The 26058-nt window shown below is 40.6% G+C and carries 28 protein-coding genes, 1 tRNA gene, 1 rRNA gene and 3 pseudogenes; 31 read left to right on the top strand and 2 right to left on the bottom strand.

Translation table 11 applies throughout. The features are described from left to right. Window positions 1-88 (top strand): 23S ribosomal RNA (locus tag DXA07_RS07810); the annotation flags it as partial. A gap of 137 nt (window positions 89-225) precedes the next feature. Then, a tRNA-Trp gene (locus DXA07_RS07805) sits at window positions 226-296 on the top strand. A 45-nt stretch (window positions 297-341) separates the two neighbouring features. Here DXA07_RS07805 and DXA07_RS07800 read toward each other — a convergent pair. After that, a complete protein-coding gene (locus DXA07_RS07800; RefSeq protein WP_118484124.1) occupies window positions 342-1268 on the bottom strand; it encodes an IS3 family transposase in 927 nt (308 codons plus the stop codon). A gap of 124 nt (window positions 1269-1392) precedes the next feature. Between DXA07_RS07800 and DXA07_RS07795 the strand changes: the two genes are divergently transcribed. The 4 genes from DXA07_RS07795 (at window position 1393) to DXA07_RS07780 (ending at window position 3017) form a co-directional block, all read left to right on the top strand. Next, window positions 1393-1653, top strand: a complete 261-nt coding sequence (locus tag DXA07_RS07795; RefSeq protein WP_117807451.1) for a type II toxin-antitoxin system Phd/YefM family antitoxin — start codon at window positions 1393-1395, stop codon at window positions 1651-1653. Next, a complete protein-coding gene (locus DXA07_RS07790; protein WP_117822564.1) occupies window positions 1643-1954 on the top strand; it encodes a type II toxin-antitoxin system RelE/ParE family toxin in 312 nt (103 codons plus the stop codon). Before DXA07_RS07795 ends, DXA07_RS07790 begins: the two co-directional genes overlap by 11 nt. Before the next feature lie 164 nt (window positions 1955-2118). Next, window positions 2119-2379 (top strand): ferrous iron transport protein A, encoded by a 261-nt coding sequence (locus tag DXA07_RS07785; RefSeq protein ID WP_117807453.1) that lies wholly within the window; start codon window positions 2119-2121, stop codon window positions 2377-2379. A gap of 260 nt (window positions 2380-2639) precedes the next feature. Beyond that, window positions 2640-3017 (top strand): hypothetical protein, encoded by a 378-nt coding sequence (locus tag DXA07_RS07780; RefSeq protein WP_118484122.1) that lies wholly within the window; start codon window positions 2640-2642, stop codon window positions 3015-3017. A gap of 147 nt (window positions 3018-3164) precedes the next feature. On the opposite strand, the pseudogene DXA07_RS07775 reads toward DXA07_RS07780, so the two are convergent. After that, window positions 3165-4480, bottom strand: a pseudogene (locus DXA07_RS07775) (aspartate kinase). Between the two features lie 370 nt (window positions 4481-4850). Here DXA07_RS07775 and DXA07_RS07770 point away from each other — a divergent pair. From DXA07_RS07770 to clpX, 25 genes and pseudogenes are all read left to right on the top strand, one after another. Further along, the gene (locus tag DXA07_RS07770; protein WP_118484120.1) at window positions 4851-5291 is read left to right on the top strand and encodes a 6-carboxytetrahydropterin synthase; all 441 of its coding nucleotides are present in this window, start codon (window positions 4851-4853) and stop codon (window positions 5289-5291) included. A gap of 72 nt (window positions 5292-5363) precedes the next feature. Next, window positions 5364-5561 carry a hypothetical protein gene (locus DXA07_RS07765; RefSeq protein WP_182429574.1) on the top strand — a complete coding sequence of 66 codons (198 nt, stop codon included), beginning with the start codon at window positions 5364-5366 and terminating at the stop codon, window positions 5559-5561. A gap of 29 nt (window positions 5562-5590) precedes the next feature. Next, on the top strand, window positions 5591-6796 hold the full coding sequence (locus tag DXA07_RS07760) for a Firmicu-CTERM sorting domain-containing protein (RefSeq protein ID WP_118484116.1): 1206 nt from the start codon (window positions 5591-5593) through the stop codon (window positions 6794-6796). 3 nt (window positions 6797-6799) lie between these two features. Continuing rightward, window positions 6800-7390 (top strand): exosortase family protein XrtG, encoded by a 591-nt coding sequence (gene xrtG / locus DXA07_RS07755; RefSeq protein ID WP_008400576.1) that lies wholly within the window; start codon window positions 6800-6802, stop codon window positions 7388-7390. Continuing rightward, complete coding sequence (locus DXA07_RS07750) at window positions 7377-8750, top strand: TIGR03111 family XrtG-associated glycosyltransferase (protein WP_118484115.1); 1374 nt, start codon at window positions 7377-7379, stop codon at window positions 8748-8750. The genes xrtG and DXA07_RS07750 overlap by 14 nt, the downstream gene beginning before the upstream one ends. Next, on the top strand, window positions 8743-9876 hold the full coding sequence (locus DXA07_RS07745) for a hypothetical protein (protein ID WP_118484113.1): 1134 nt from the start codon (window positions 8743-8745) through the stop codon (window positions 9874-9876). The genes DXA07_RS07750 and DXA07_RS07745 overlap by 8 nt, the downstream gene beginning before the upstream one ends. 4 nt (window positions 9877-9880) lie before the next feature. Beyond that, window positions 9881-10324, top strand: coding sequence for a 6-carboxytetrahydropterin synthase (locus DXA07_RS07740; RefSeq protein ID WP_117822570.1), 444 nt, complete (start codon window positions 9881-9883; stop codon window positions 10322-10324). Window positions 10325-10329: 5 nt separating this feature from the next. Then, window positions 10330-12774, top strand: a complete 2445-nt coding sequence (locus DXA07_RS07735) for a 6-pyruvoyl-tetrahydropterin synthase-related protein (protein ID WP_118484111.1) — start codon at window positions 10330-10332, stop codon at window positions 12772-12774. A 173-nt stretch (window positions 12775-12947) separates the two neighbouring features. Next, window positions 12948-13424 carry an acyl-CoA thioesterase gene (locus DXA07_RS07730; RefSeq protein WP_008400583.1) on the top strand — a complete coding sequence of 159 codons (477 nt, stop codon included), beginning with the start codon at window positions 12948-12950 and terminating at the stop codon, window positions 13422-13424. Window positions 13425-13443: 19 nt separating this feature from the next. Beyond that, window positions 13444-14535: a DUF2974 domain-containing protein gene (locus DXA07_RS07725; RefSeq protein WP_118484109.1), complete on the top strand. Its 1092-nt coding sequence runs from the start codon at window positions 13444-13446 to the stop codon at window positions 14533-14535. A 229-nt stretch (window positions 14536-14764) separates the two neighbouring features. Beyond that, window positions 14765-15007 (top strand): annotated as a pseudogene (locus tag DXA07_RS07720) (ABC transporter permease); the annotation flags it as partial. A gap of 136 nt (window positions 15008-15143) precedes the next feature. Further along, window positions 15144-15402 (top strand): annotated as a pseudogene (locus DXA07_RS07715) (RbsD/FucU domain-containing protein). A 39-nt stretch (window positions 15403-15441) separates the two neighbouring features. Further along, window positions 15442-16332 (top strand): ribokinase, encoded by an 891-nt coding sequence (locus DXA07_RS07710; RefSeq protein WP_117807463.1) that lies wholly within the window; start codon window positions 15442-15444, stop codon window positions 16330-16332. Window positions 16333-16442: 110 nt separating this feature from the next. Next, entirely contained in the window at window positions 16443-17096 is a 654-nt protein-coding gene (gene fsa / locus DXA07_RS07705; protein ID WP_117807464.1) for a fructose-6-phosphate aldolase, read from the top strand. A gap of 118 nt (window positions 17097-17214) precedes the next feature. Continuing rightward, window positions 17215-18351, top strand: coding sequence for a hypothetical protein (locus tag DXA07_RS07700; RefSeq protein WP_118484107.1), 1137 nt, complete (start codon window positions 17215-17217; stop codon window positions 18349-18351). After that, a complete protein-coding gene (locus DXA07_RS07695) occupies window positions 18326-18835 on the top strand; it encodes an isochorismatase family cysteine hydrolase (protein WP_117807466.1) in 510 nt (169 codons plus the stop codon). Before DXA07_RS07700 ends, DXA07_RS07695 begins: the two co-directional genes overlap by 26 nt. Window positions 18836-18877: 42 nt before the next feature. Beyond that, complete coding sequence (gene mtnN / locus DXA07_RS14075; protein WP_348980789.1) at window positions 18878-19324, top strand: 5'-methylthioadenosine/S-adenosylhomocysteine nucleosidase; 447 nt, start codon at window positions 18878-18880, stop codon at window positions 19322-19324. Beyond that, window positions 19255-19575: a 5'-methylthioadenosine/S-adenosylhomocysteine nucleosidase gene (locus DXA07_RS14070; RefSeq protein WP_348980788.1), complete on the top strand. Its 321-nt coding sequence runs from the start codon at window positions 19255-19257 to the stop codon at window positions 19573-19575. Before mtnN ends, DXA07_RS14070 begins: the two co-directional genes overlap by 70 nt. Window positions 19576-19595: 20 nt before the next feature. Next, window positions 19596-20078, top strand: a complete 483-nt coding sequence (locus DXA07_RS07685) for an S-ribosylhomocysteine lyase (RefSeq protein WP_021944150.1) — start codon at window positions 19596-19598, stop codon at window positions 20076-20078. Between the two features lie 116 nt (window positions 20079-20194). Then, entirely contained in the window at window positions 20195-21115 is a 921-nt protein-coding gene (gene ptb, locus DXA07_RS07680) for a phosphate butyryltransferase (protein ID WP_021944151.1), read from the top strand. A gap of 51 nt (window positions 21116-21166) precedes the next feature. After that, window positions 21167-22234, top strand: a complete 1068-nt coding sequence (gene buk / locus DXA07_RS07675) for a butyrate kinase (RefSeq protein ID WP_008400594.1) — start codon at window positions 21167-21169, stop codon at window positions 22232-22234. A gap of 127 nt (window positions 22235-22361) precedes the next feature. Then, window positions 22362-22577, top strand: a complete 216-nt coding sequence (locus DXA07_RS07670; RefSeq protein WP_021944153.1) for an alpha/beta-type small acid-soluble spore protein — start codon at window positions 22362-22364, stop codon at window positions 22575-22577. A 263-nt stretch (window positions 22578-22840) separates the two neighbouring features. Continuing rightward, complete coding sequence (gene tig / locus DXA07_RS07665) at window positions 22841-24127, top strand: trigger factor (RefSeq protein ID WP_117807469.1); 1287 nt, start codon at window positions 22841-22843, stop codon at window positions 24125-24127. A 38-nt stretch (window positions 24128-24165) separates the two neighbouring features. Then, window positions 24166-24747, top strand: a complete 582-nt coding sequence (gene clpP, locus DXA07_RS07660) for an ATP-dependent Clp endopeptidase proteolytic subunit ClpP (RefSeq protein WP_008400599.1) — start codon at window positions 24166-24168, stop codon at window positions 24745-24747. Between the two features lie 17 nt (window positions 24748-24764). Then, window positions 24765-26057, top strand: coding sequence for an ATP-dependent Clp protease ATP-binding subunit ClpX (gene clpX, locus DXA07_RS07655; RefSeq protein ID WP_117807470.1), 1293 nt, complete (start codon window positions 24765-24767; stop codon window positions 26055-26057). Window position 26058: the final 1 nt, after the last annotated feature.

The raw sequence follows: 26058 nt of genomic DNA, 5'->3' as shown, positions 1-26058 counted from the left end.
CTTGAAGACTACGAGGTTGATAGGTCTGAGGTGTAAGTGCGGTAACGCATTCAGCTGACAGATACTAATAGGTCGAAGACTTATCCTGAGAGGTTCGAAAGATAAGCGGAAGAGATTGGAGAGAATGAAGTCGCAAGACTTTCTGTATGAAATTCTGAAGGTACATGAAAAGTAAATATTTCATCTACCTATTAAGTGTCCCAATTTAGGACACTTAAGCAGTATAGGGGATTGGTCAAATGGTATGATAGGGGTCTCCAAAACCTTTGGTGGGAGTTCGATTCTCTCATCCCCTGCTATTAGGAATAGCCTTAGAAGTCGCATAAATGCTGGCTTTTAGGCTATTTTTTTTGTTTTGTGAAGATAGAAAACTCTGTGATATCAGTAAGCCATTTCTGATTCGGTTTTGTAGCATGGAAATCTCTAGCTATAACATTCTCCACCGCAGGTGTTATTTCACCTTTATAGGAGTTATATTTCTGTCTGCGTTTTCGTCTGATAATTAGTTTTTCCTGCTTCATAATACGACGAACCGCTTTTTCAGAAACTTTTATACCTTCACGATGAAGCAGCGTATGAATTCTCCGATAACCAAATATATCACGATTTTCATGAAACAGTTGTACGATTCTTTTGCGAAGATTGGAGTATTTATCCTCTGCATAAATGGTTTTTTCTTGATAATAATAGCTACTTTTTGCAAGGTTTAGTTTTTTAAGAAGATCCGGCAGTGAATACCTATTTTTCAGGGCATCGATTATCACTGCCTTCTCTCGATTTGAGAGAGCTGTCTGATCGATGCCGGGGTCTTTTTTTAATACATTGATTGTTTCTTTAAGAATATCTATTTCCATCTGCATATCAAGCATCTGAGCTTTAAGCTCATTGATATCTTCCGCAGATGTGATATCGTTTGGATTTACATTAATGTTGGCAGTAGTTTTTTTCGTGGGTTGAAAACATCCCTTCTCCCGATACTCCCTAATCCATTTATATATCAAGGAAGGTATGTATCCGATTTCTTCTGTCACTAATTTTACAGGCTCGCCCTTAATAAGGCAACGTTTAATTACGTCATGTTTCAATTCAGTTGGAGCTTGTCTCCAATGCTTTTGATTTGGAACATCGTAATATTCGGGATACTTTTTATGCCAATGATAAAGCATTGGTGCAGATGGATACCCTAAGGTTTGGACAACTTTGTCTGGGGATCCTGTCGCTTTTAGCAATACAAGTGCTGTCGATATTTGTTCTTGTGTGTACCTCATAACATGTCAGACATTACACAGTCCAACTTTTTGTCCGCATGCCCGTTTATTTTACGGTTATTTACTTTTATAAAGAATACAATTATGGTATAATAATACCATTATAAAGTAGGAGGTGGGTATTATGCCACAGATTATACCAATTAAGGAATTAAAGAATACAGCAGAGATATCAGATATGTGTCACAAGTCTGAAGAACCAATTTATGTTACAAAAAATGGATATGGTGATATGGTTATTATGAGTATGGAGAATTACGAAAATACCATGAATCGAATAGCGATGTATCATGATATAGAAATTTCAGAACAGCAAATAAGAAAAGGTCAAGTAAGGGATGCAAGAATCTCGCTTCAAGAAACAAGGGGAAAGTATGGCTTATAATTTGAGAATAACAAAACATGCAGAGAAACTGTTAGATAGACTTGTTTATTATTTGCTTTATCGACTTAAGAATGAACAGGCTGCCAGACACTTGTTGGATAGTATCAATGATATATATGAAAGATTGGAAGAAAACCCATTGCAGTTTCCACGATGCAGAGATAACTTTCTTGATCAAAAAGGATACCATGAGGTGGTTGTGCCACAGATGAATTATGTGGTTGTATTTAGTATTGATGGAAATGTTGTGAATGTTCTAGGTTTTTTTCATCGACTTGAGAACTATTCACACAAAATATAAATAGCAGAACTTGTGAACAAAAAGGTTTCTAAAGCATGGTTGACCAGATAGTTAGTTTCTGATAAGAAAGATTAGATTGTTGAACAATAATTAGCATTGACTTGCACAGGAAGTGCGGAAGTATAATTTATATAATCGGGGATATACTAAGCATATATCAGCAGATGATTGACACATATTTGTTAGAAGAAAGGGTGGTTATTATGATGTCATTATCAAATGCAGCGGATGGATTTTGTTCAACGATCGCGTGGAACTGTGCAGATAAAGCATTATTTGGAGATTGTCCGTTAGATACGGGGGATGAGGTTCAGGTGGTATCATCGTTTTTCGGAAATGTCATCGTCCGGGTACACGGAAGATGCCTTGCAATTACCAAGGATACGGCAGAGCGGATCAAGATGTGCCAGCCGGACGCACAGTAAGAGATAAAATTTATAACTGTTCTTGAAGTCGTGGGCAAATGTTTTATTGTGTAAATGTTAAATGAAAATGAGTTGGTTGAAATAATAAATAATATATATTATTATTTATATATCAATAATTTGGAGGGAGACATTTACGAAAGAAAAAGAAGTATTTTATTATTATGTGCATTATTGATCATTGCACTCATACTGCCATGTAGTGGAAGCGAGACAGCATCTAAGTTTACTAAAAAGCAAAGGCAACATACAAGAAGTGTTTGGATAAATATTTTTATAAGACAAATGGGAAACCTTTAAAGTTTAAATATTATTATAAAGGAAAGCTTAGAAGCGAAAGTACAAAGAGTGACCAACATGGTATATATACACGTATAACAAAAATGTCTGATAAAGCATTTGTAGATGAATTTATCGGACGTATGGGTGTGTATATAAAGACATATTTCAAAAAGACAAAGTCGGGTGGAACAGAGGTCGCGAAATATAGCACACGGATGGATCCGGTAACGTATAAAACAATAAACGAGTATTATGTAAATGGTAAGAGAACAACAAAAAAAGCTTATCAGAAAAAAGTAAAATCATTAGGAAAGTTAAAAAAAATTACATATCAGAATTATAATGATGTCTGGTAAAATGGGAATATATTTAATATGAATACAAACGCCTGCCATTGGATTGAATAAGAACCAATGACAGGCGTTTGTATTACCTGTGCGAGGACAATAAGCTAAAGTCTGTATTTATACAATGTGCTCTGATAATTGCCCACGATATAAATATTATTTTGTAATAAACGTGCTGTAGATTGCTTTGATTGCTGTCTCGAAGTCACGGTTTTCAACACCGATGATGATGTTAAGCTCAGAAGAACCCTGATCGATCATCTTGATATTGATGCCCTTGTTTGCGAGAGCAGTGAAAAGCTTACCTGCTGTACCGCTCGCTGACTTCATACCACGACCTACAACCGCGATCAGTGCAAGACCGGATTCGATCTCAACAGAATCTGGTTCTGCCAGACGATGGATAGCAGATACAACGCTCTGTTCCTTATCGATGAATTCGTCTGCATGAACAACGATGGTCATAGTATCAATGCCGGATGGCATATGCTCGAAGGAGATATTGTTCTCTTCAAATGCCTGAAGAACCTTACGGCCGAAGCCGATCTCTGAATTCATCATTGCTTTTGTAATGAAGATCGTACAGAAATCTTTCTTTCCGGCAATACCTGTTACAACATAATCCTGCTTCTGGCAGGTACTTTCAACGATCCATGTTCCTGCATCTTCCGGTGCATTTGTATTCTTGATATTGATAGGAATACCACAGCTTCTTACAGGGAAGATAGCGTCCTCGTGGAGAACGGAAGCGCCCATGTAGGATAACTCACGAAGCTCGCGGTATGTGATATATTTGATCGGCTTTGGATCCGGAACGATTCTTGGGTCGGCTACAAGGAAACCGGATACATCTGTCCAGTTCTCATATACATCTGCACGGCTGGCTCTTGCAACGATAGAACCGGTTACATCGGAACCACCACGGGAGAAGGTCTTAATATTTCCATTTTTACCCATACCATAAAAGCCGGGGATAACAGCACGTTCATTCTGAGCGAGACGCTCGGTCAGACGCTTGTATGTCTTATAATCGTTCAGATTTCCCTCTTCATTGAAGAAAATGACTTCTGCTGAATCGATAAATGGAATACCAAGTAAGCTGCCATGACCTTACCATTTAAGTATTCACCTCTGGATGCAGCATAATCGCTCTGAGGATTCTCTGAAAGGTTCTTTTTGATCTCGGCAAACTCATCATCCAGACTGAAATCCTTCAGTTCAAGACCAGTGATGATCTCATCGTATCTGGCTTTGATCGCTTTTAATTCTTCGTCAATATCATTGCCTTCGCTGGCGGTCTGATATGCATGAAGTAACATATCAGTTACCTTTGTATCTCCATCAAATCTTTTTCCCGGAGCAGAAGGAACAACATATACACGGCTTTCATCTGCATGGATGATATTACCGACCTTCTTGAACTGTTCTGCACTTGCCAGGGAACTTCCACCAAATTTAACAACTTTCTTCATAATAAACTCCTGCATTTCTATTTTTATTTACAAATTATCTCTATCTTAATATTATTGTGCCGATTAGACAAGGAAAAAATGTGATTTTTTTGAATTTTGAATGATCGAATAAAAACCTCTTGTATAATGGTTTTGTTTTAGGCAAAATGTTGAACCTTTTCAGAAATAATCTGAGATTTTTGATAGATGAAATATAAGAATATGGATTTCACACGTAAATTGTGCAAAATGACTGAAACAGCTGAAAAAATTCGTTATCTCCAAATGTGAAAAAATGTTGTACTTCCTTGAATTTGCTTGTTTTCTATACTAGAATAGCAGTCGAAAAGGTAGCATAATGCCCAAATGGCTAGAAGATTGAGGTGATAATGTGATTGATTTTTATAAGTGTCAGTATCATTTTAATGCCAGCCATAGCTTTGATGGAAATAAAGAACAGGCACACAGTCATACATTTACGATGATACTGTATATTCGTAATCATTCCGGTCGAGATATGGATTTTAAACGGCTAGACAGAATGATTGAGATTTTTCTCGGCAGATATGAGGGCTTATATCTGAATGAACTTCCCTGTTTTGCCGGGAATGCAAGTATAGAGGCAATCGGAGATTATTTTTACGAACAATTAAAGATAAAATTATCGGAATTGAATGCGGAGCTGATGCAGCTTGATATAGGGGATACACCGCTTGGGGTGTATCAGGTGTGTGATCGCATTTTGTTACCGACGGTTAATGAGAAACGGAGCAGAGAAAATCTGGAGGCAATCTTGTTCTATAAGAAACAGATGCCTGACCAGAAAAAATAGATAGGGACTCATTCGGATAAGATGGGTCTTTTTTGTGTGGAATGTCATAAAACAGACAGAAAGAAGGCATGTATGATGAGACATAAGAAAATCTGTAAAAAAATAATAGCTGTAGGGATAGCGGTATTGTTGATCGCTGTTTCTTGTATGCCAATGACAGGAATGAGGAGTCAGGCAGCAACGTTTGAAGATAATGGAAATACAGTAGATATATATACGGATAATGATTATTTGTGTATTCGGTATAATGGAGCTGGTCAGGATATCTGAATGAGCGCTTTGACCTGTCGGCAGACGGAGTGTCACTGGATCGATTGAATGCGATCATATTGAATAATGGAAATAATGGAGACGGAAGTTCATTTTCAGTAAAGGATGCATGGAGTTCGGAAATCAGCGGGGCTTCCGGAACGGTTACAAATACCGGAAAAAAACAATATTACGGATATGAATTTATGACATGGAAGATTCAGGTTCCACTTGATACTTATGAGGCTTTTAATCTTGATACGCTGAAGGTAACATATAAAGGGCAGAGCACGGAAGTTACGATTGGTACAAAGAATACTACGGAAGAAGCTTCTACAGAAAATACGGAAGAAATTACATCTGCTACAGAGAAGGACTCAACGGAAGAAATTCTGACGACCGAAGATACAACTGAAGCTGAAAAAAATGATACAACAGTCTCCGGGACAACGGAACAGAGTGTTACTGAAGCAGTAAGTGAAGATACTACTGCAGACGGTACTGGTGAGAGTACAACAGAGATTTCCAGTACGGAATCAGAAGACAGCAGTGCAGTAACTCCTGAGACTACATCGGAGGATAACAATAGTGCAACCACTACCGGAGAAATGACGGATGAGGCAACAACAGATACAACGGGCGGAATCCATGTAGGCGGCAATATCCAGATCGATGGCTATTATGATGACTGGGAAGGAAGACCGAAGACGGAGATTACATATTCCAGTAATAACAAACAGTGTAATCATTATGGTCAGCTTGCATTAGACGGGGATACTTTATATGGCCATTTTAAGATGAATGAATTATATACCTCCGGTATGCAGCTTCAGATCTGGTATCTGACGATCAACGGCAAGACATTTGCCATGCAGATCCAGCCGGAAAAGAACGGAAATATCGACTGGAGTACGCAGGCTCCGAGATCAGAAGGAATCCATACTAACTTGAAAGCTTTTATCGGATATGGAAATAATAATGAATGTGACAGTAAAGTAGCATATACAGTGTATGATGCAGAACATAAGGATAATACGCCGGGAGATGAGGTGGAATTCTCGCTCAGTCTGAAACGTCTGGCAGAATTAACAGGTATTCCTGCGGATGAGATGGGAACTATCACGATCCAGAATCCGAATATCGGAGGTCAGGGTGTGTCGATTGCCGGATCTTCTACAGGACCGGCCGTAGGTGTGTTGATCGCTCTGTTACTGGCAGCAGGCTATGTTGCAAAGAAAAGAAAGGATAAAAGGTAGAGGATGAACTGGCTGGTATTTGTCTGTCTTCTTGGTTGGATCTATATATTAACAGTATTATATCGGGCAAAATTGAATTTCTGGTATTATATCTGCGGAAGTGTGGGATTGTTTATTTTCAGTCTGATACTGATAGAACCGTATGTCGTAGTTCCGCTTCAAAAGGCCGTCTCTGCTGTTGCCGGTGTGATCGGTGGGCTGACGCATCTCTATGATTCTTATTTTCAGCAGGGAATTCTGTTTATCCAGAATGGCGGAACCAGTCTGTCCTTATATATTGATTTTGAGTGTTCCGGTGTGATCGAGATGCTGGCGTTTCTTGCGCTGCTCTGGTTCTTTCCGGTCTATGACAAATATGAGAGAGTGGTTGTAAGTATGATCGGAGTGATGGCGATCTTCCTCGCAAATGTACTTCGAATCTTCTTTATCTGCCTGTTAGTTCATATATGGGGCATCGATATGTATTTCTTTGCACATACGATATTTGCCAGAATCCTGTTCTATGGATGTACAGTATTCCTGTATTTCTATGTATTCACGAAACCACAGATTGTCAGACAGAAGGTAGGTGCATTCCGTTATGACAGCAATTAAAAATATGCTTATGTCTTCCGTGATCTTCTGGGTGGCATGGATCGTCATTCCGTTGATCATGGAAGTGATCCCAACAGTCGGGAATTTTATCATCCTGTTAAAACGCAGGATCATGAAGAAGAAATATAAGCCGTTATCCCATTATCCGGAGGTATCTCTGATCGTTCCGGTCTACAATTCGGCAGAAACCTTGTATGCCTGTGTGCAGTCGATCTATCAATCGAATTACCCGAAGGATAAGATATTTGTTCTGCTTGTCAATAATATGAGCAAGGATAACAGCTTTGAGATATACAGCAAATGTCAGAAGGATTTCCCGAATCTTTCGATTAATTGGATGAATTCGAAGCAGGGAAAATCCAAAGCCCTTAATCTGGCATTGTTTAACTGCCAGGGTAAATATATTATCCATATTGACAGTGATGGAATGTTAGAACCGGATGCTATCAGAAATATTGTAACAATGTTTGAGAATGAACCGGAAGTCCACAGCCTGACCGGAACAGTACTGACGAATCCGGAGTTGATCGATCAGACGAATCGATGCGCTTTACGGTTACTGCAGAAGATGGAGTTTGGTGAATATTGTCAGGCATTTCTATCCGGCCGTAATTTCCAGTCGGAGTTGAACAGTATCTTTACTCTGTCGGGTGCTTTTTCGGCGTTCCGTAAATCTGCGATCATGAAGACGCAGTTATATAATACGGATACCCTGTGCGAGGATACGCATGTAACTTTTCAGGTACGGTTTCAGATGAAGAAGCGTGTGGCACTTTGTCCGAATGCGATTTTTTTTGTAGATCCGATCGAGAGCTTGAATAAACTGTATGTTCAAAGGCAGCGGTGGCAGAGCGGTGAGCTGGAAGTGCTTCATATGTTCCGAAAGGATAGGATGAACATTGGCAGGAGTTTCTTTAAAGATTTCGTCATGCGGATCCTTGTGTATGATCACACGTTTGCGTTCCCTCGGATGATCTGGTATTTTGCGATTATCTGTCTGGCATTTATCAATTATCCGATGAAGCTTATTGTGACATCGCTCGTATTCTTATTCTTTTTATACAGTATGGCCAACTTCCTGTTGTATATCTGTATTATTCTGTTTTTAAAGGATTTTCCGTATTTGAGAAAATATTATGCAAGGAAATGGTATCTGATTTTTTTACTTCCGGTGTTTAATTTTATTGTATTCTGGTTCCGGTTTGCAGGAATTATTAATTCAACCAGAAAAACGAGAACATGGCGGACAAGAGACCTGCATGAAGAATGGAATGACTTTAAACAGGTCGTGACGCGTGATTTTGCAGGAACACACCGGGTGCTGGAGAAGATCAGAGATGAGGTAAATACCAGTGAATAAAGAGAAAAAACAATCATGGATAAAAAAACTATATACATCACCGAATCATAGGATTTTCTCGATATCCGCAACCGTGATCCTGTTTATTATGATATTTATGGGATGTATCTGTTATGAGCTGTTACAGAACCGGGAAGCAGTGATACAGGCGTATGAGGATGATCAGGAGGACTATCTACAGTTATTAGCCTGCAACATTCAGTCAGTTCAGAAGTCAGGAAAAGATGCAGAGGTTCTTGCTTTTTTACAGGAGCAGACTGTTTCCTCCGGAGAGAGGTTCTTGGTATATACAAGAGATTCGGAAGTGCTGTGGGCAAAGAATGAGAATACAACGGATACATTAGGTAAATATGCAGAGATCACAGAATTCTGGAAGATGATACGTGAGCAGGATGTTGTGGTGGATACAGTCAGATGGACGGTCGGACAGGAAGAATGTACGATCAGTGTGGTGTCTGATACGGATAGTATTCTGGAACGGACATCGACAATAAAGCATGGATATTATATTGTAATTGCAACAGGACTTGTAAGTGTCGTTCTGCTCGGGCTGTTGATTGCATTGTTAGAATCCTGGAACAAGGCAGAGAAGAATTTGAAGGGTACGAAGAAAGAACTGGACAAACGTAACCGGAAGCTTGAAAAGGTGACGAGCAATGCCGGGAATATGGGGTTTGAAAAGGCTTTAGATGACGAGATGGCAAAGAATATCTATGTACAGAATCAATATAACAGCTCGCATGAATTCTATGATAATAATTTTCTTCGTATCATGCTTCAGAAATCGGATGATGAAGCGTTAAAACCGATCCATTATATGTTCATTCATCTGGACATGATGGATCGTTATTATAGCAGACAGGAGATCTTTCATTTTATGAGGAAGATCCGTTCCAGACTTCATCAGAATGAGATCATGGGTGAGGTGAAGAAAGGATTTTTTGTTATTCTGCTTTACAGGCTGGATGAACAGCAGGCAAAAGACAGGGCGGATGAGATTTATCGGTACTGTATCCGAAAGTCCGAGAATGCATATCGCTCGATACGATATGACTTAATCGATGTTGGGGTAAAAAAACCGGTGGATGTGTACGATGCTTATACCAGAAAGCAGGAGGAGGCGTAGCGGAATGAGATATCAACAGTATAAATTCAAATTCTATATGGATGCCAGGCATGCTATCTATATCGGTGGAAAATTAGGCGAAGTACATCCGCATACCTGGGAGATCGTTCTGCATGTGGTGAAGGGAAAGGAGAATTTTGAACCATTTCATATACTTGAAAAGGCAGTTGAGGAATTTCTGGAACCTTTTCAGAATAATTATCTGAATGATATAAAGCCGTTTGATATATTAAATCCAACGATCGAAAACGTATGCCTGTATTTTAAAGAAAAATTGCAGGAGATATTAAATGCAATGGGATGGATCTTTCTGATGATCGAGATGAGTGAGACACCGGGAAGAACATATGTGATCAGTATGCTGGATGAGCAGGAGATGGAGCAGAATCAGACGGTGCAGACGCTTACAGACCTGATCTTAGATGAGATAAAACATATTGGAGAGTAAGAAATATGACAGACAGTCACAAGAGAATTCGGAAAAACTGCATATGTATAAGTATCTTGTTACTTGCAGGTGCAGGGCTTGCACTGTATCTTGTGCTATCAGGATATGAGCCGTCCGGTGGTGATATCTGGGGACATCTCTATAAGTCGCAGGAAATGTATGAGAGCCTGAAAAAAGGAAACGTCTTTCCGTTGTTCTCCCCATACTGGTATAACGGAATCCAGCTTTTCAGATATTGGGGACCGCTCTCTTATTATATTATGGCGGGACTGATGTTTCTTACAGGGGGCGATCTTCTTCTGGCTTACAGGCTGCTTGCCTTTGTTATATTCGTAGTCGGTGGACTTCCGTGGATTCTCTGGGGGATCCATGAGAACCGCAGAGTGCTTGGAACCTTTTTCGGACTGCTCTGGTTCTTTATGCCGGAGCATATCAGAATTTATTTTACAGCGGGAAATCTGCCGCAGATGGTGACGACGATGCTTGTACCATATGCGATCTGGTTCTTATGGCTCTATGTAAGAAAGAAGAATAATTGTGCAGCTGTCGGATTGTTTGTTTGTATGACATTGATGAGTTTTACGCATCTGATGGTTACTGCGATCATGGGCGTATCTGCATTTTTATATCTGCTGATCGATCAGATATGGAATAAGGATACTAGAAGAAAAATATTTGCTCTTATCTATATGATCTGTGGAATCCTGACAGCGGGTATATGGGTGATTCCTTCTTTAAAAGGCGGGCTTGTGACGTCAGAGAGTGGAGACGGAAGTGTTATGTCAACTTTGATCTATCCACTTACGACGTCATTAAATCCATTTAAACGTCTGAGTGCAGGAAATGACAGCTTTTATTTCGGACTGGCAGCAGTACTTATCGCGATAGCCGGAATCCTGCTTGCAAGAGGTGGAAAGAAAGCCGGTTTTGTATTTTTACTGATCATGCTTGCCTGTACAACGCCTGCTGCATACCGGATACTGGTAAAGCTTCCGTTCAGCCAGTTGTTCTGGATGACCCGGTTTGCGCCGATGATCTATGGTTTTTTCTTCAGTGCATGTCTGGAATGGGTTCGCTTGAAGAAAAAATATTGTGTGCTTCTGGCTGCACTTCTGTGTGTAGACAGTATATCATGTATGAATCTGGATTTTTACAGCGTTGCTACATCAGATGAAACAAAAATGGAGATGCAGCAGCTTACGGAACTGACAGACCAGCGGACGGCTGTTATCGATAAGAGTTCTTATGGTTCTTATCCATCTTATGGAATCAGTGGCAGCAGTCATACGATGTACACGTATGGCTGGGCTTGGCAGGGTGCTGCGACTGGGGATAATATTGTTCTGTTAAATGAAGCGCTTGACCGAAAATACTATCGTTTTCTGTTTGATCGGGCAGTAGAGCTTGGGGCTGATACGGTTCTGATACGGAAGAGTGATCTTGAGAAGCAGGATATCACAATCTCTGATATTGAGCAGGATGCGGCAGCCAGCGGTTATTCTATGGTGCAGGAAATGACGACTGCATATACTTATAAACGTGAGACACCGGAGAACTTTGGAACGGTCACCGGATACTATGGGCTTGCAATCGGAAAATATGCAAATGAAATGACTCTGCTTTATCCGGCATTTGTGGCAGGAAGCTCGGATGTGATCGAGGATTATTCAGTGGAAGAATTGAGCCGGTATGATACTTTGTTCTTAACCGGATTTGAATACAGGAATCAGAGTAAGGCAGAAGCGATACTTACGGACGTGGCGGCAGCAGGTACCAGAGTTGTGATCGACAGTACCCATGTTCCGGCTAATAAGAGTAATAAACAGGAAATGTTTCTCGGTGTATTTGCACAGCAGATCCATTTTGATGAACGGTATCCGGTTCTTTCTTATCAGAACAGCGAGATCCGAAGTGATGACTTTGCGGAGGAAGACAGGGATTTTAGTACAGCTTATATAACCGGAACCGATACCGAGATCGGAACGTTTCAGATGGGCAATCAGAAGCTGACGTTTTTAGGTATGAAAGATGATCTGCCAAATGTATATTTCCTCGGACTGAATCTGATGTATGAAGCTGTTAGCAGGAAGGATGCGGCACTGGTTGACATCTTAAATGATGTGCTCGGGATATCAAATGAACAGCTTCCGGACAGAGAACTTGTTCCAATCACAATAGCTTATAAAGAAGATGGACTATCGATCGATGTTGATGCGGATTTTGATCAGGAAACAGGTGTCAATACGTCGATTGCGGCACAGGACATATTTACATCTGATCAGGAGCTTTCCGAGCAGATGAATCTTCTTGTTGTGCATGAGAGGCATACAGAGATTTCCTTTGTATATCCTATGTTTGTACCGGGAATTATTATCACGATATCAGGATTTATATGTTTTATACTGTGCATATGTATGGATGTACGCGACAGAAGAAAGCATATTGTTTAACAGACCGGACAAGAGAGCATTGCAGGATAGACGGAATAAAAGGGTATTGTCGGACAGACCGGCTGCCGATTGTGTATTTGCGTCTGTTATGATAAAATGAGCAGAACAGGAATAATACCGGATGAATACTCCAATTATAAACAGGATGAAAATAAAGAAAGGGAACGGTGTATATGGAGCGAAATACGAAAAAAGTCAGTGATTCAATGGTAGAGCAGGTCTTTCAGGTACGGCCGGAGCATTTAAATGGTGCCGGACGATTATTTGGCGGACAGTTAATGGCATGGATCGATGAAGTTGCAGGTCTTGTTGGGATCCGCCATTCAAATGGAGATGTGATCACAGCCTCGGTTGATAATCTGAAATTCATGCGAGGTGCTTATCTGAAGGATCTGATCGTATTAGTAGGCCGTATTACCTATGTCGGACATACCTCGATGGATGTCCGTGTGGATACTTATATCGAGGATCACAGAGGAATCCGGCGCTCAATCAATCGGGCGTATCTGACATTGGTGGCTGTCGATGAAAATGACAAACCAAGACCGGTTCCGGGGCTGACACTTGAGAACGAAAGTGAACAAGCAGAATGGCTGGCAGGAGAGAAACGGAGAGAACTCAGAGGGCAGAGACGTAAAGAAGGTTTTTAGATAAGCCGGGGGTGTGAATATGGCAAATATATTAGACTATCTGGAATGGCGGGGTGATCTGCCGTTTGAGGCATCGGCTTTTAATGAGGTGGATGCAGTTGTATTTTCAAGATTTTCATATATACCGTTTGAGGGGATCGTGCCGGATGATTTTAGTCATGCAGTCACGGTAGCAGAGGCGGCAGAGCGTTTCTTAGGAGATGCGAAGCGCATGACACAGGTGATTTATGAAGATGATCTGAAACTGCTTGCTGCAATGGGAGCAAGCCGACGATTTGGTGATCTGCGCTTATGCGGTTATGTGAATCAGTTGGATGAGGAGATACAGAAGCAGTTTTCAGCAGTCACAGTAAAATTATTTGACGATGTAAGCTGTGTGGTATACCGAGGAACCGATAAAACAGTTGTCGGTTGGCGGGAAGATTGTAATATGGCATTTCTTTCACCGGTTCCGTCTCAGCGGACAGCAGTTGAGTATCTGCGGCAGGCAGCAGAACAGATACCCGGAACATTCCTGCTGTGTGGACATTCCAAAGGTGGAAATCTTGCAATCTATGCAGCAGCAACCTGTGAGCGTACCCTGCAGGATAGGATTCTGAAGGTATGTAGTATGGATGGACCGGGATTTGAACCAAATGTACTGGAGCTTGCCGGTTACAACCGGATGCTGTCCCGGATGATCACATACATACCGCAGAACTCGGTCGTAGGAATGCTGCTGGAACACAGAGAAGAATATGTCGTGATCCGCAGTATGCAGGAGGGCTTCATGCAGCATGATGTCTATAGTTGGGAGGTTCTTGGACCATCCCTGATCCATGAGGATGGCATCACCGACGAATGCCGGGTACTAAATGCTTCCTTAAAAGAATGGATCGATCATATGGACTATGAACAGCGTCGCCAGTTCGTTAATTCCCTGTTCGAACTGTTAGATGAATGCGATGCGAAGACCACGGATGATCTGCAAAATAACTGGTATAAGGATATCGGAAGAATCCTGACTTCGATCAAGAAGATGGACGAAGCCAGCCGAAAAGTCGTCAGCCAGACAATCCTGTCGCTGTTAAAGATCACAAGAAAGAATGTATCAAACAGATCAGAAGATTAGAAAATGCCATATACAGGCGAGAAAGATTTAACTTTATTTTGCAGAACACTTTTATTTGATTGAATTAGAAGAAAGCTATTCATGCGGAGATAATTAGTAAATAAAAAATAGAAGATATCATATTATTATGCAACAAGCCTGCCTGAGCGTCGGTCCTTAGCGACCCGCGAAAGCGGGAGCTTAGTACCGCTACGTCGAAGGTAGAGCGAAAGCGTCTTGTGGAAGGAATGCGATCGCAGCAGCCGTACTTGGTGGAACATCCATGGCAGGTGGTGTTGGTACGATCGGCGGAACAATCGTTGGTGCTTTCGTAATCGGTGTTATCAATGATGGTATGGTTATGTGTGGTGTATCTGAATTCTGGCAGATGGTTATCAAAGGTTTGGTTATCATCGTAGCGGTTATCATTGACCAGTTCCAGAGAAAGATGCAGGCAAAGATGGCATTACAGGCAAGAAATGAGAACAAATAATATCGAAGATATCAGGTAAAGACGGAGATAATATTAAGGAACGTGGACATGGAGAATCGCTTCATGTCCACGTTCTTAAAAAGATAAACATATGTCAGATAGGTATGGAGGACAGATAATATGAAAAAAAAGAGGTATCATTAATGCACAGCTTGCAGGTCTGATCGCAGGGCTTGGACATAAGGATACATTTATGATCGGTGATGGCGGAATGCCAATTCCAAAGGGAGTAGAGATTGTAGATCTGGCACTCTGTGGAGGTGTACCGACATTTAAGCAGGTAATGGATGCAGTCCTTGATGAGACACAGATTCGTGAAATTTGCAATTCGGACAGGTGAATTTACACCATATCCAAATATTATCCTTACAGCAGGAGTCGCATTTCCTGCATAAGTAATAACGACAGAAAAATACAGATTTTGGAGGTGAATGATGAAAGTTTTAAATATTGGTTCCATGAACCTTGATTATGTCTACAGTGTCGATCATATTATCGCACCGGGTGAGACGCAGGCAACCTACGGAATGAATGTATTCCTCGGAGGAAAAGGAATTAATCAGTCCATTGCACTTGCAAAGGCAGGCGTAGATATCTATCATGGCGGAATGATCGGAGAAGACGGACAGGTATTCTTGGATGCATGCAGAGAACATGGTGTGCATGATGAATTCATCCGTACGATCGATGAGAAGACCGGACATACGATCATTCAGGTAGATAAGGATGCGCAGAACTGCATTTTGCTCTTTGGAGGAGCAAATCAGAGTCTGACAGAAGAATATATAGATGAAGTATTAGAACATTTTGAAGCCGGAGATATTCTGTTACTTCAGAACGAAGTTAATAAGCTGGATTATATCATTGACCGGGCATATGACAGAAAGCTTGTGATCGCACTTAATCCATCTCCATATAATGAAAAGATTGAAGTTTGTGATCTTTCAAAGATCAGCATCTTCCTGTTAAATGAGATCGAGGGTGCACAGATCACAGGACTGACAGAGCCGGATGATATACTTGCTTCCATGAGAAAGCGTTTCCCGGAAGCAAAGATCGTACTGACACTTGGCAAAGATGGCGCAAGGTATTCAGACAAGGACTGTGAGTATGAACAGCCGATCTTTCCAGTAAAAGCAGTCGATACGACAGCAGCCGGAGATACCTTTACCGGATATTTCCTCGCAGGACTGATCCGCGGCATGGAGATACCGGATATCTTAAGAATGAGTGCGAAGGCATCTTCTATAGCAGTAACCAGAAATGGAGCCGTTCAGTCAATTCCAAAGAGAGAAGAAGTAGAGGCAGCATTGTCGGCAGACTGATACAGCAGATAAAGGAGAAAACAAAGCATGAAATTGCATGTATGCATATAAAAGCAAAGCATGAATGACATGCCTGTAAATAAAAAGAAAATAAAGCGAGGTAAAGGAATATGAAATTTTTTATTGATACAGCAAATGTAGATGACATCAGAAAAGCAAATGACATGGGAGTAATCTGTGGTGTAACAACCAACCCATCTCTGATCGCAAAAGAAGGCAGAGATTTTAATGAAGTTATCAAAGAGATCACAACAATTGTAGATGGTCCTATCAGTGGAGAAGTAAAGGCAACAATTGTAGATGCAGAAGGCATGATCAAAGAAGGAAGAGAGATCGCAGCGATCCACCCAAATATGGTTGTTAAGATCCCTATGACAGTTGAAGGCTTAAAGGCAGTCAAGGTGTTATCGGCAGAAGGAATCAAGACAAACGTAACTCTGATCTTTACGGCAAATCAGGCGCTTCTTGCAGCAAGAGCAGGTGCATCTTATGTATCTCCGTTTCTTGGAAGGTTAGATGATATCAGCACAACAGGTATCAACCTGATTGAAGATATCGTAACAATATTTGACAATTATGGTTTAGATACAGAGATCATCGCAGCCTCTGTAAGAAATCCAATCCACGTTACAGACTGTGCTCTTGCAGGCGCACATATTGCAACTGTACCATACAAGGTAATCGAGCAGATGACAAAGCATCCGTTAACAGATCAGGGTATTGCAAAGTTCCAGGCAGATTACAAGGCTGTATTTGGCGAATAAGAGTTTTTTAGATTTATTGTAGATGTTGGAATAAAATGTTACAATAAGCTCGATTTATACTTTACGGTACATTTGTCCTATAAAGTAAAAACGATAGGAAAGGTGGTGAGAGAGGAACTTGGCAGAGTATAGGAATAATTACCGCCAGAGAGAGAATAAATCTGTATATGGGGAACGAAATACTTATGAAAAAAAGAAAAATTACCGAAATGGAAATAACAGACAACAGAACCTGAGTCAGAAAATGTATTATGATAAGAGACAGCAGGGAAAATCCGGCAGACAGATGAATGATTCAAAACTCAGACGTAAGATTATGGCGGATGATAATGTGAAGTTTATCTGTTCCAGAAATGAAGATGTGATCCATGATAAAAGCTGTATTCTTACAAGGAATATTAAAGACTATGATCTGAAGTATCTGGTAAATTATCCGAAGTGGATGAAACAGTGCCCGAAGTGTGCGATAGAAGCGTATCTCAGATATGGGGCAGAAGATTATGACAAATTGGCAGAATATGATGCGTTATTCCGACTTATGATGATGTCTGTAGAGATGATCCGGCATATGTATATTGATTGTGATATGAAGACAAGGATAAATGGGGATACGCTTACAATCCATCATAAAGAAGATACATGGAAGATCGTATATTTAGACAGTCCGGGAAATGTCAGACTTCTGCATAATAATTATCATATAGTGGATGAACACAGGGAATTTGAAAAAGGTTTTCATATCCAGAGCGAATTTACTTCTAATACAAAGATTAAATATGCTATCGAAAATATTGAAACATATTCGTGGAGCATGCATCGGGTGCATGAACGGGAAGCGATGTTGGAACAGAAAAAGAATGAAACAGGGAAAATGGGATTCTGGTCACGGGTGGCACGAGCATTTCGTTATGTGTTTCATAAGCAGGAAGAAGATGAATCTAAAAATCAGACAGATGATAACAGAAAAGATGATCCAATCGATTTTCAGTTGGATTTTTCGGATTTTAATTTTGTAAATAAGTTCGGTTATCCGGATAATGGTACCAGATGTATCTATGTCTGGAAGACAAAAAACGGGATATATCAATGGCAGATCGGAGAATATGTATCAAAGAAACGACAGTTTGTGATCAAATTTTCAGATCAGACTTTTATAACGGACTGGCGAAAAGTAATCGCATGGAAATATGTATGGAAAGGTGACCTGAACTGGTCATATGGTGAAAAGAATGAGACGAACCCTGATCGTAATTGATATGCAGAATGATTTTATTGATGGTTCACTTGGTACAAAAGAAGCAGAGGCAATCGTGGATCCGGTAAGAAATCTGATACAGGAATATAAAAACAGGGGAGATGAGGTGCTTTATACCAGAGATACCCATGGGGCAGATTATCTGCAGACGAACGAGGGGAAACATCTGCCGGTGGAACACTGTATAAAGGGAACTAACGGATGGAAGATCGCAGATGGAATATATGCAGATGGCTGTAAGATCATAGATAAGCCATCCTTTGGGTATACAGGTTGGGATCGGTATGAATTTGAAGATGTCTGTCTGATCGGGCTTTGTACCGATATCTGTGTAGTTTCAAATGCTCTTATCATAAAGGCGTTATATCCGGAGATTCGCGTGGCAGTCGATGTCAGATGTACGGCAGGCGTGACACCGGAATCAAAGGTGGCTGCACTTGAAACGATGAAGATGTGCCAGATTGAGCTGGTTGGTGAAGAATAAGCAGGATAAAGAGAACAAATGCAGTAAGAAAGGAAAGAAGACATGCTTGGAATTATAGGAGCAATGGACGAAGAAGTTGCAAAGTTAAAAGAAAAAATGGAACAGGTGCATATTATTGAAAAAGCAGGTATGCAGTTTTACAGAGGTACTTTGTGTGACCATGAAGTGGTTGTGGTAAAATGTGGTGTAGGTAAGGTTCATGCAGCAATGTGTACACAGGCAATGATCGACCTGTTCCCGGTAGATGGAATTGTAAATACCGGAATTGCAGGCTCGTTAAATGCAGACATCAACATCGGAGATATCGTGCTGGCAAAGGATGCATTAGAGCATGACATGGATGTCTCTGCTCTTGGATATGCTCCGGGAATCAATCCGGATTTAAAAGATGATGAAAATATTTCAAGACAGATGTCAAAATGCTGGAGCTTGCTCTTGCCGCAGCAAAGCAGGCAGAGCTTTCCGTCAACATCTTTACCGGACGTGTAGTCAGCGGAGATCAGTTCATATCAAGGAAAGATAAGAAAGAATGGCTGGTTGAGACATTTGACGGAACCTGTGCAGAGATGGAGGGAGCATCGATCGGACATGTCGCAAGTCTGAACAAGATTCCATATCTGATTGTCCGTGCGATTTCAGATAAAGCAGATGACAGTGCAGAAATGGATTATCCGTCTTTTGCGGCTATGGCGATCGATAACAGTGTTGCACTTATGACAGAATTTGTAAAGTTATGTTAAAAGGAGGCAGTTGAAAAACTATGGAAAAGATTAAAAGTTTTCAGATCAATCATTTATTATTAAATCCTGGAATCTATGTATCCAGAAAGGATAAGGCTGGAGATGCGGTCCTTACGACTTTTGATATCCGCATGACAAAGCCAAATTTTGAACCGGTCATGAATACGGCGGAGATTCATACGATTGAGCATCTGGCAGCTACTTATCTCAGAAATCATGAGGATTATAAGGACAAAGTAATCTATTTTGGACCGATGGGATGCAGAACCGGATTTTATCTGATCCTTGCAGGTGATTATAAGTCAGAGGATATCGTAGATCTGATGATTTCAATGTTTGAATTTATACGTCATTATCATGATCCGATTCCAGGTGCAAATCCGAGAGAATGTGGAAATTATCAGGACATGAATCTGAACATGGCAAATTACCTTGCAGAGAAGTTCTTAAAAGAGGTTCTTTATAATATAGGCGAAGATCGCCTGAACTATCCAGAGGGTTGACCTTTTTTTTTCAAAGTGATACGATAACAGATAAAGATTGCCGGAAGAGAGCGGCAACCCATAATAAGTTCATGCGTTATGGAAAAAAGAATAAAAATCGCGAGAGGTGTAAACAAATGAGTAAGAGTTTTGAAGATTTATTAGCCAAGGTTGCAAAATGCAGCAAGAAGACAGTATCTGTAGCATGTGCTCAGGACAAGCCGGTTCTGGAAGCCGTTAAGGCGGCAAAGGAAAAAGGTATTGCAGATGCGATTCTCGTCGGTGATGAAGCTGAGATCAGAAAGATCGCTGCTGAACTTGATATGAATCTGGATGAGTATGAGATCATAAATGAACCGGACAGCATTCAGGCTGCACATAAGGCTGTTGAGCTGGTACATAATAATAAAGCAGATATGTATATGAAGGGTATCATTGATACAAAGAACTTCTTAAAGAGCGTTCTGGATAAGGAAGTAGGTTTAAGAACCGGTAAGCCATTATCACATGTAGCAGTTTTTGAGGTTCCGGGTGTTGACAGATTATTATATCTTTCAGACGTAGCATTCATGACATATCCATCTCTTGAGGATAAAAAAGCGATTATTGAAAATACAGTAAAAGTTGTTCATGCTTGTGGTATTCCATGTCCAAAGGTTGCTCCGCTTGCGGCAGTTGAAGTTGTAAATCCTAAGATGCCTGTAACTGTAGATGCAGCAGAGCTTACAAAGATGAACGAGAATGGCGAGATCACAGGATGTATCGTTGACGGACCATTATCACTTGACCTTGCGATCGATCCGGAAGCAGCTAAACATAAGGGAGCAGAAGACCGTAAGATCGTTGGTGATGCAGATATCCTCTTATTCCCGGATATCCACGCCGGAAACCTTGTATACAAGTGCCTGACACATACAACAGCAAGCAAGAACGGTTGTATCCTGACAGGAACAAAGGCACCGGTTATCCTGACATCCAGATCAGACAGCTTTGAAGTAAAGATGAACTCTATCGCTCTTGCAGCAGTTGTTGCAGAAGCAATCAAGAATGAGCAGTAATCAGACCGTTATGGTTACGGAATAAATATATAAGAATTTTGGAGGAAGAACATGTCATACAAAATTTTGATTATCAATCCGGGTTCAACATCTACAAAGATAGGTGTATTTGAAGACGAGAATTTATTATTTGAAGAAACATTAAGACACACAACAGAGGAACTTGCGGGCTTCAACCTTATCGTTGAGCAGAAGGACTTCAGAAAGAAAGTTATCCTTGATATTCTTGCAGAGAAAAATTTTGACATCAAGACATTAGATGTATGTGTAGGTCGTGGTGGTATGTTAAAGCCGATTCCGGGCGGTACATATCCTGTTAGTGATGAATTATTAGAGGATTTAAAGATCGGTAAACAGGGTCAGCATGCATCCAACCTTGGTGGTATCCTTGCAAGAGAGATTGGCGATGAGTTGGGAATTCCATCTTACATTGTAGATCCGGTTGTTGTAGATGAGCTGATGCCATCCTCCCGTTTATCCGGTGTGCCTGAGCTTCCAAGAAGAAGTGTATTCCATGCATTAAACCAGAAGGCAGTTGCAAAGAGATATGCAAAAGAGCATGGAAAGAAATATGAAGATCTGAACCTGATCGTTGTACACATGGGCGGCGGTGTATCTGTTGGTGCTCACTTAAACGGACGTATCGTTGATGTTAACAATGCATTAGATGGTGAAGGCGCATTCTCACCGGAGAGAGCAGGTGGAGTTCCATCAGGTGATCTTGTTAAGATGTGCTTTTCAGGAAAATATACACAGCAGGAAGTTACAAAGAAACTTGTCGGTAACGGCGGATTCAATGCATATATCGGCAGCAATGATGCAAGAGATCTCGAGAAACTCGTTCAGGAAGGTGATGAGCATGCAAAGCTTGTTCAGGACGCATTTCATCAGCAGGTAGCAAAGGATATCGGGGCTATGTCAACCGTACTTTGCGGAAAAGTAGATCAGATTATCTTAACAGGTGGTATCGCATATTCCAAGCATACATGTGCAGAACTGGAAAAGAGAGCCGGATTTATCGCTCCGTTTACAGTATATCCTGGTGAGGATGAACTTCTTGCACTTGCACAGGGAGCATTAAGAGTTATGAATGGCGAAGAAGAGCCGATGACATATTAATTTGATGATTGATATTTTGCCTGTGAATTATAAAAATACAAAAATTGGCATAATAGTTTTTCTTATAATACACATAATAGAATCAAGACAACAAAGTCTTAAATAAATGTATTGGAGGAAATGTATTATGGCAAGTTCAAATTCAACAGGAACAAGCAAGATGAGTGTTCCGGAAGCTAAGGACGCTATGAACAAGTTCAAAATGGAGGTTGCTAAGGAAATTGGTGTAAACCTCAAGGATGGTTACAATGGTGACTTAACATCTGCTCAGAGCGGATCAATCGGTGGCGAGATGGTTCGTCAGATGATCAAGAGACAGGAAGAACAGATGTCAGGCAGATAAGCGGTAAAATAAGAGATATCTTATAGCTTTTGCTTAGCAGGAAGGGGTTATTGTCGAAAAGACAATAACCTTTTTCTGCGTTATTATGGAAAATGGACTGGACATATATCCGGTATATATGGTATAATCGGATGATTGATGCGGGTATTTTTATGCCCACAATAAAAACGAAATGATAAATGGATGCTAAATAATGCCTTATATATTATTAAAAGATGATGGCATAAGGCATCATTTGCATAATTTTAAGGAGGAAATAAAAAATGAGTTTAGCAGTAGAAAATCTGGAACACAGTATGGCAAAACTTACAATCACAGTACCGGCAGAGGAGTTTGGTAAGGCAATGACAACTGCCTACAATAAGCAGAAAGGTAAATTCAATGTACCTGGTTTCAGAAAGGGTCATGTACCACAGGCATTTATTGAGAAAATGTATGGACCTGCAGTATTTTATGAAGAGGCAGCTAATTCATTAATTAATGAGTATTATCCAAAGGAAGTAAGCGCATCAGATGTTGATGTTGTATCAAGACCGGTTATCGATGTAACTCAGATCGAAAAGGGCAAGGATTTTATCTTTACAGCAGAAGTAGCTGTTAAGCCTGAAGTTGAACTTGGTGATTATAAGGGACTCGAAGTAGAAAAGGCTGACGTAGAAGTAACAGATGATGAAGTTATGGCAGAGCTTTTAAAGGTTCAGAAAGAGAACTCAAGATACAACCCTGTAACAGACAGAGCTGCACAGATGGATGATGAAGTTACACTTGACTTCGAAGGATCTGTTGACGGTGTTCCTTTCGAAGGCGGTAAGGCTGAGAACTACAAGCTCGTTCTTGGTTCTCATTCATTCATTGATACATTTGAAGATCAGCTTGTTGGCAAGAACATCGATGAGGATGTAGAAGTAAATGTTACATTCCCGGAAGATTATCAGGCAGAAGATTTAGCAGGTAAGCCAGCAGTATTCAAATGCAAGATCAAAGAGATCAAGGCTGTAGAATTACCAGAGTTAGATGATGAATTTGCAAGTGAAGTTTCAGATTTTGAGACATTAGATGAATACAAAGAAGACATCAAGAGCAAGGCTGCTGAGAAGAAGCAGAAGGATGCTGAGAACGAGAAAGAAAGCAAGCTGATCGAGAAAGTAATCGAGAATGCAAAGATGGATGTTGCAGATGCACAGGTTGCAGATGTACAGGAAAGAATCAAAGATGAGTTCGCTCAGAATCTTCAGTATCAGGGAATCAACCTTGAGCAGTATATGCAGATTTGCAATATTACAGAGGAAGCATTAATGGAGAGAATCAAACCAGATGCAGAGAAGAGAATCAAATCCCGTCTTGTTCTGGAAGCAATTGCTGCTGCTGAAAATATTGAGGTATCAGACGATGAAGTACATGAAGAACTGGAAGCTATGGCAAAACAGTATCAGATGAATGTAGAAGATATCGAAGGCTTCATGGGTGATGCAGAAAAGGATAGCATTAAAAAGGATCTTGCTGTTAAAAAGGCAGTTAAGGTTGTTGTAGATAACGCAAAGGAAGTTTAATCCATAATTTCTGATTGCGATATTTTGGAGGTGTAAATATGAGTTTAGTACCTTATGTCATTGAACAGACCAGCCGTGGTGAACGTTCATATGATATTTATTCAAGACTTCTGAAAGACAGAATTATCTTTCTGGGAGAAGAAGTAAATGATACATCAGCAAGTATAGTGATCGCACAGCTCCTGTTCCTGGAGTCCGAAGATCCATCCAAGGATATCTCATTGTATATCAACAGTCCGGGCGGTTCTGTAACAGCAGGACTTGGAATCTATGATACAATGCAGTACATCAAATGTGATGTATCTACAATCTGCTGTGGAATGGCAGCAAGTATGGGTGCATTCCTGCTTGCGGGTGGTGCGAAAGGTAAGAGATTTGCACTTCCAAATGCCGAGATCATGATCCATCAGCCATCCGGCGGATCGCAGGGTCAGGCTACAGAGATTGAAATTGCTGCAAAGCATATTTTAAAGACAAAAGAGAAATTAAATAGAATGTTAAGCGAGAATACCGGAAAGCCATATGAAACGATTGCTGCTGATACAGAGAGAGATAACTGGATGTCAGCAGAAGAAGCATGTGCATATGGTCTGATCGATAGTGTAATCGCAAAAAGATAGTATAAAGAGGTATTGGAATGGCAAATCGTAGTGAAGATAGAAAACTACTTAGATGTTCCTTCTGCAATAAGACGCAGGATCAGGTCAGAAAACTTATAGCAGGACCAAACGCTTATATTTGTGATGAATGTGTACAGATATGCGCAGAGATCGTTGATGAAGAACTGGAAGAAACAGGTGCTGAAGATTCCATTAATTTACTGAAACCCAAGGAGATCCGTGAATTCCTGGATCAGTATGTAATCGGTCAGGAAGAAGCAAAAAAGGTATTATCTGTTGCGGTATACAATCATTATAAGCGTATCATGGCAGATAAAGATTTTGACGTAGAGCTTCAAAAGAGTAATATTCTCATGGTCGGACCAACCGGTTCCGGTAAGACATATCTGGCACAGACACTTGCAAAGATTCTGAATGTTCCGTTTGCCATTGCCGATGCAACTGCATTGACGGAGGCCGGATATGTTGGTGAAGATGTAGAAAATATTCTGCTGAAGCTGATTCAGGCGGCCGATTATGATGTAGAACGTGCAGAGCATGGAATTATCTATATTGATGAGATCGATAAGATCACGAAGAAGAGTGAGAATGTATCCATCACCAGAGATGTATCCGGTGAAGGTGTACAGCAGGCTTTGTTAAAGATCGTGGAGGGAACGGTTGCATCAGTGCCACCACAGGGTGGCAGAAAGCATCCACATCAGGAATTTATACAGATCGATACATCAAATATTTTATTTATATGCGGTGGTGCATTTGATGGTCTGGAGAAGATCATTGACAACAGAATCGGCAAGAAAGCTATCGGCTTCAATGCAGAGGTTGTTGATAAGACAGAACAGGATATCGGAGAGCTGTTAAAGCAGGTAACTCCTCAGGACTTTGTAAAATATGGACTGATTCCTGAATTTGTCGGACGTCTGCCGATAACGGTTACACTGGATCTGTTGAACAAGGATGCGCTTGTAAGAATCCTGACAGATACAAAGAGTGCAATCTGCAAGCAGTATAAGAAATTATTTGAATTAGATGGCGTGGAATTGGAATTTGATAAGGATGCGCTTTACGCTATAGCAGAAGAAGCGATGGAGAGAAAGACCGGAGCCAGAGGACTTCGTTCTATCATAGAGAAAGCAACGCTAGATCTTATGTATGAGATTCCATCGGATGACAGAGTTGCAAAATGCGTGATCACAAAAGAAGTTATAACGGATGGAGCACAACCAGAAATCACTTGTTCTGATAATCCGGCTGAGAAAAAGCAGATAAAGAAGAAGCGTTCAGTAAAAAACAGTGATGAAATAGCTTAAG

The organism is Clostridium sp. AM54-37XD, from assembly GCF_003478225.1.
GTDB classification, from domain to species: Bacteria; Bacillota; Clostridia; order Lachnospirales; family Lachnospiraceae; genus Coprococcus; species Coprococcus ammoniilyticus.
This window is presented reverse-complemented; position numbering and strand designations above follow the sequence as displayed.

Coding starts and splice junctions, on each gene's coding strand:
- DXA07_RS07800 (WP_118484124.1), bottom strand. CDS start 1,268: ATGAGGTACACACAAGAACAAATATCGACAGCACTTGTATTGCTAAAA.
- DXA07_RS07795 (WP_117807451.1), top strand. CDS start 1,393: ATGCCACAGATTATACCAATTAAGGAATTAAAGAATACAGCAGAGATA.
- DXA07_RS07790 (WP_117822564.1), top strand. CDS start 1,643: ATGGCTTATAATTTGAGAATAACAAAACATGCAGAGAAACTGTTAGAT.
- DXA07_RS07785 (WP_117807453.1), top strand. CDS start 2,119: ATGATTGACACATATTTGTTAGAAGAAAGGGTGGTTATTATGATGTCA.
- DXA07_RS07765 (WP_182429574.1), top strand. CDS start 5,364: ATGATGAGACATAAGAAAATCTGTAAAAAAATAATAGCTGTAGGGATA.
- xrtG (WP_008400576.1), top strand. CDS start 6,800: ATGAACTGGCTGGTATTTGTCTGTCTTCTTGGTTGGATCTATATATTA.
- DXA07_RS07750 (WP_118484115.1), top strand. CDS start 7,377: ATGACAGCAATTAAAAATATGCTTATGTCTTCCGTGATCTTCTGGGTG.
- DXA07_RS07740 (WP_117822570.1), top strand. CDS start 9,881: ATGAGATATCAACAGTATAAATTCAAATTCTATATGGATGCCAGGCAT.
- DXA07_RS07735 (WP_118484111.1), top strand. CDS start 10,330: ATGACAGACAGTCACAAGAGAATTCGGAAAAACTGCATATGTATAAGT.
- DXA07_RS07730 (WP_008400583.1), top strand. CDS start 12,948: ATGGAGCGAAATACGAAAAAAGTCAGTGATTCAATGGTAGAGCAGGTC.
- DXA07_RS07725 (WP_118484109.1), top strand. CDS start 13,444: ATGGCAAATATATTAGACTATCTGGAATGGCGGGGTGATCTGCCGTTT.
- DXA07_RS07710 (WP_117807463.1), top strand. CDS start 15,442: ATGAAAGTTTTAAATATTGGTTCCATGAACCTTGATTATGTCTACAGT.
- fsa (WP_117807464.1), top strand. CDS start 16,443: ATGAAATTTTTTATTGATACAGCAAATGTAGATGACATCAGAAAAGCA.
- DXA07_RS07695 (WP_117807466.1), top strand. CDS start 18,326: ATGAGACGAACCCTGATCGTAATTGATATGCAGAATGATTTTATTGAT.
- mtnN (WP_348980789.1), top strand. CDS start 18,878: ATGCTTGGAATTATAGGAGCAATGGACGAAGAAGTTGCAAAGTTAAAA.
- DXA07_RS14070 (WP_348980788.1), top strand. CDS start 19,255: ATGCTGGAGCTTGCTCTTGCCGCAGCAAAGCAGGCAGAGCTTTCCGTC.
- DXA07_RS07685 (WP_021944150.1), top strand. CDS start 19,596: ATGGAAAAGATTAAAAGTTTTCAGATCAATCATTTATTATTAAATCCT.
- ptb (WP_021944151.1), top strand. CDS start 20,195: ATGAGTAAGAGTTTTGAAGATTTATTAGCCAAGGTTGCAAAATGCAGC.
- buk (WP_008400594.1), top strand. CDS start 21,167: ATGTCATACAAAATTTTGATTATCAATCCGGGTTCAACATCTACAAAG.
- DXA07_RS07670 (WP_021944153.1), top strand. CDS start 22,362: ATGGCAAGTTCAAATTCAACAGGAACAAGCAAGATGAGTGTTCCGGAA.
- tig (WP_117807469.1), top strand. CDS start 22,841: ATGAGTTTAGCAGTAGAAAATCTGGAACACAGTATGGCAAAACTTACA.
- clpP (WP_008400599.1), top strand. CDS start 24,166: ATGAGTTTAGTACCTTATGTCATTGAACAGACCAGCCGTGGTGAACGT.
- clpX (WP_117807470.1), top strand. CDS start 24,765: ATGGCAAATCGTAGTGAAGATAGAAAACTACTTAGATGTTCCTTCTGC.